General features: G+C 72.2%; 4 protein-coding genes and 1 pseudogene. 4 read left to right on the top strand and 1 reads right to left on the bottom strand.

Going from position 1 to position 4,201, the window contains the following annotated elements:
- Window positions 1-115: 115 nt before the first annotated feature.
- Complete coding sequence (locus FV228_RS21930; RefSeq protein WP_147856541.1) at window positions 116-685, bottom strand: PAS domain-containing protein; 570 nt, start codon at window positions 683-685, stop codon at window positions 116-118.
- A 273-nt stretch (window positions 686-958) separates the two neighbouring features.
- On the opposite strand from FV228_RS21930, the gene dgcN reads away from it, so the two are divergent.
- The 4 genes and pseudogenes from dgcN to FV228_RS21910 all read left to right on the top strand — a co-directional run.
- Window positions 959-1,972, top strand: coding sequence for an N-acetyltransferase DgcN (gene dgcN, locus FV228_RS21925; protein ID WP_147856540.1), 1,014 nt, complete (start codon window positions 959-961; stop codon window positions 1,970-1,972).
- Window position 1,973: 1 nt separating this feature from the next.
- Window positions 1,974-2,396: pseudogene (locus tag FV228_RS33320) on the top strand (dipeptide epimerase); the annotation flags it as partial.
- Window positions 2,397-2,654: 258 nt separating this feature from the next.
- Window positions 2,655-2,987, top strand: a complete 333-nt coding sequence (gene fliN, locus FV228_RS21915) for a flagellar motor switch protein FliN (RefSeq protein WP_147856538.1) — start codon at window positions 2,655-2,657, stop codon at window positions 2,985-2,987.
- Window positions 2,988-3,066: 79 nt separating this feature from the next.
- A partial coding sequence (locus FV228_RS21910) for a sigma-54 dependent transcriptional regulator (RefSeq protein ID WP_147856537.1) occupies window positions 3,067-4,201 on the top strand: 1,135 nt, incomplete at its 3' end.

Here is a 4,201-nt window from a genome sequence, read left to right as displayed (position 1 = left end):
TGGTCCGGCCGACGGGCGTCCTCGCCCCGGTCGAGTCTGTGGCGGACGAGGCGGCGGTCGCGCGACGACGCGCCGCCTGATGGCCGCGGCCGGTCCGGATGAGCCCGGGCCGGCCTCAGTGAACCGTTTCGCCATCCTCGATGACGGATGCGTCGGGTGAGATCGCCATCCGCCGCGCGATCGCCTGGGCGACCCGGAACAGGGCCTCCCGCAGGGGCGCCAGCGCGGCCTTGCCGCCATCCTCTTCGATCAGGCCGTGCGCAATCAGCAGATGGTCGGCCACGAGGTCGAGGGTCGAGGCCGGGGCCATGGCGGGACTCGGCGGCGGCGGGACGAAGCGCCCGAGGCCGCCCTGCGCCTGCATGGGCTCGCCGCCCGGGGGGATGTCGGTGATCGAGCCGAGGAACCCCAGGAAGGTGTGGTCGGGCGGCCCGTAGGAGGGCACCGCCCCGGCGGTCGCCCAGATCGAGGCGCCGTCTTCGCAGGAGAGGCGAAACCGGACCGTGAACTCGGCCTGCGCCTGCGCGGCCTCCTTGATGACCGCCCGCAGCACCGCGCCGTCCTCGCTGTGGAGCCGCTCGAACCAGCCCTGCCCGACGGCGTCGCGGCTGGCCTGCCCGGTGAGGCGGTGCCATTCGGGGCTGACATAGGTCAGGGCGCCCGTGGCGTCGGTCATGAAGATCATCGGATGACCTCCGGATGCGGAAGGCTGCTCGACCGATGGAATCCGCCCATCGCGAGCGCAGGACTCCTTCGGCAATCGTGCGCGGATGCCGCCCGTTCCGGTGCGCGGGCCGAAAGTACGGGGCGGCCGGGGAAATCCACCGCTGCCCGGGCATGCCGGCGATGCGCCGGACGGGGACGGCGTCCACCGCCCTGGCCGCCATCGTGCATTGCGCCGAGCGGCCACGATCCCGCATAGACGGGCCGCCGGCTTCCCCAGAAGGCTTTTCGACCGATGCAGATCGCCACGCCCTATCTGATGTTCCTGGGCGACGTGCCCGACACGCTGGCGGCCAAGACCGCCTACGGCATCAAGGATTGGCGCCCGGACTGGTGCGTCGGCCAGATGCGTCTCCCCGGCTGCGCGGCCGACCTGGGGATCCCCGACATGACCCTGCCGGAGGCCCTGGCCAAGGGCTGCCGGACCCTGGTGATCGGCGTGGTCAACGCCGGCGGCGTGCTGCCGGACCACTGGATCAAGGAGATCGTGGCGGCGATCGAGGCCGGCCTCGACGTGGCGAGCGGCCTGCACGTCAAGCTCGGTGCGGTCCCGGCGATCGCGGAGGCCGCCGCACGGCGCGGCCGCCAGCTCCACGATGTCCGCCACACCGACGAGCGTTTCCCCACCGGCAAGGGCACCAAGCGCGCGGGCCGGCGTCTGCTCACCGTCGGCACCGACTGCTCGGTCGGCAAGAAGTACACCGTGCTGGCCCTGGAGCGGGGCATGCGCGAGCGCGGGCTCGATGCCGATTTCTGCGCCACCGGCCAGACCGGCGTGTTCATCTCGGGCCGAGGCGTCGCCATCGACGCCGTGGTGGCCGACTTCATCTCCGGCGCGGTCGAGACGATCTCGCCCGAGGCCGCCCCGAATCACTGGGACCTGATCGAGGGGCAGGGCTCGCTGTTCCACCCGTCCTTCGCAGGCGTCAGCCTCGGCCTGCTGCACGGCGCCCAGGCCGACGCCTTCGTGGTCTGCCACGAGCCGACCCGCACCACGATGCGGGGCGTGAAGCACCCGTTGCCGACCCTCCAGCAGGTGATCGACCTCACCGTGCAGCTCGGCAGCCTGACCAACCCGGCGATCCGCCCGGTGGGGATCGCCGTGAACACGCAGGCTTTGGGCGAGGGCGAGGCCAAGGCGCTCCTCGAAAAACTCGCCGCCGAGCACGGCCTGCCCGCCACCGACCCGGTGCGCTTCGGCGTCGCCGGGCTGGTCGACCGGATCGTTTCCGACTTCCCGGAGGTCTGACATGGCCCGCCGCCTGACCCTGTCCGTCGAGCGCTTCCCGATCGCCGGGGCGTTCACGATCTCCCGGGGCAGCCGCACCGAGATCGCCGTGGTGGTGGCGACCATCACGGACGCGAACGGAATCGGGCGCGGCGAGTGTGTGCCCTATCCCCGCTACGGCGAGAGCGTCGAGAGCGTCGTCGCGCTGATCGAGGGGCAGGCGGACGCGATCGGCGCCGGGATCGGGCGGGACGAACTCACGGCGCGGATGAAGGCGGGCGCGGCGCGCAACGCCCTCGACTGCGCGCTGTTCGATTTGGAGGCCAAGCTTCAGGGCCGCCGGGCCTGGGAGATCGCCGGGCTGACCGCTCCCGCCCCGGCTGTGACCGCCTACACGCTGAGCCTCGGCACCCCCGAGAGCATGGGCGAGGCCGCCCGGGCGGCGCTCCAGCACCTGCGCGGCGTGCCCCACCTGGTGGTGCGCGTGCATGACGGCCTGGTCGAGGAAGCGGAAACCCTGGTGAAGCGGCTCGCCCGCGAACGCGGCTACGAGGGCCGCCTCGTGGTGCTGGGCGATCCCGACATGCACGCGGGCGACGCCCGCATCGAATGGGCCGACGGCGGCATCGTGCGCGAGCGCGCCCGCATCGAGGCCGCCGTCGCCGACGCCCTCGGCCTGCCACCGACCCCGTAAGGAGCCCGGATGTCCGACGATTTCAGCCTGCCCCAGCTCGGCGAGAACGACCCCGACTACGCCGCGGGCTCGATCCGCGACACGCCCACGACCCCGAAGACGGCCGCCGACCTGGAGCAGCTGTTCGACGTGCCCGTGATGGTCTCGGCGGTGCTCGGCTCCTCCCGGATGCCGATCGGCGACCTGCTCCGGCTCGCCCCCGGCGCCGTGCTCGAACTCGACCGGAAGGTCGGCGAGGCGATCGACGTGTTCGTCAACAACCGGCTCGTCGCCCGCGGCGAGGTCGTCCTCGTCGAGGACCGGCTCGGCGTGACGATGACCGAGATCGTCAAGGGCGAATAGTTTTTTGATCTGCGGCGGAGACCGTCGCCTTGCCGAGGCGGCCCGCGCTCCGCGCCACGATGTTTGAGAGGGACGAACCATGCGGCTCCTGATGATCGGGCGGCTCAACGGCGAGCTGATCACCGCCTCCAAGATCGCGATGCGGCGCGGCGCCTCCGTCACGCAGGCGGACGCGATCCCACAGGGCCTCAACGTCCTGCGCGCCAAGGGCGCCGACCTGATCATGATCGACGTGTCGCTGGCGGTGCGCGACCTCGTCGACGCCCTGGAGGCCGAGCGGATCCGCACCCCGGTCGTGGCCTGCGGGGTCTCGGCCGACGCCCAGACCGCCGTCGCGGCGATCCGGGCCGGCGCCAAGGAATACATCCCGCTCCCGCCCGATCCCGAGCTGATCGCCGCGGTGCTGGAGGCGGTCGCCTCCGACCGCGCGGCCTTCGTGTGGCGCGATCCGGCGATGGAGCGGGTGGTCAAGCTCGCCGAGCAGGTCGCCCCCTCCGAGGCTTCCGTGCTGATCACCGGCGAGAGCGGCACCGGCAAGGAGGTGCTGGCCCGCCACGTCCACCTGAAGTCGCACCGGGCCGGCAAGCCGTTCGTCTCGGTCAATTGCGCGGCGATCCCCGAGGCGCTGCTCGAATCCGAGCTGTTCGGCCACGAGAAGGGTGCGTTCACCGGGGCGGTCGCCCGACGGATCGGCCGGTTCGAGGAGGCCAACGGCGGCACCCTGCTGCTCGACGAGATCTCCGAGATGGATGTGCGCCTGCAGTCCAAGCTGCTGCGTGCGCTGCAGGAGCGGGTGATCGACCGGGTCGGCGGCACCGCCCCGGTGCGGGTCGACATCCGCGTGCTGGCGACCTCGAACCGCAACCTGATGGAGGAGGTCCGCAAGGGGACGTTCCGCGAGGACCTGTTCTACCGCCTCAACGTCGTCTCGCTGAAGCTGCCGGCCCTGCGCGACCGGCCGGCCGACATCCTCGAACTCGCCGCCCACTTCGCCCGGAAATACGCCGAGGTGAACGGCGTCCCGGCCCGCGCCCTCAGCGCCGAGGCGCGGGCGCTGGTGGTGAAGAACCCCTGGCGCGGGAACGTGCGCGAACTCGAGAACACCCTGCACCGGGCGGTGCTTCTGGCCTCCGGGCCAGAGATCGGCCCCGACGCGATCCTGTCGCCGGACGGCGAGGCGATCGCCACGGCGGGCCCGGCCGGCCGCGCCGTGC

This window comes from Methylobacterium sp. WL18 (genome assembly GCF_008040015.1).
In the GTDB taxonomy this organism is placed as follows: Bacteria; Pseudomonadota; Alphaproteobacteria; order Rhizobiales; family Beijerinckiaceae; genus Methylobacterium; species Methylobacterium mesophilicum.
The sequence above is the reverse complement of the archived record's forward strand: the minus strand, read 5'-3'. Positions and strand labels throughout refer to the sequence as shown.

What these genes read in the sequence shown, in the direction of transcription:
- fliN (WP_147856538.1), top strand. Translation starts at nt 2,655, where the DNA reads ATGTCCGACGATTTCAGCCTGCCCCAGCTCGGCGAGAACGACCCCGAC.
- FV228_RS21930 (WP_147856541.1), bottom strand. Translation starts at nt 685, where the DNA reads ATGATCTTCATGACCGACGCCACGGGCGCCCTGACCTATGTCAGCCCC.
- dgcN (WP_147856540.1), top strand. Translation starts at nt 959, where the DNA reads ATGCAGATCGCCACGCCCTATCTGATGTTCCTGGGCGACGTGCCCGAC.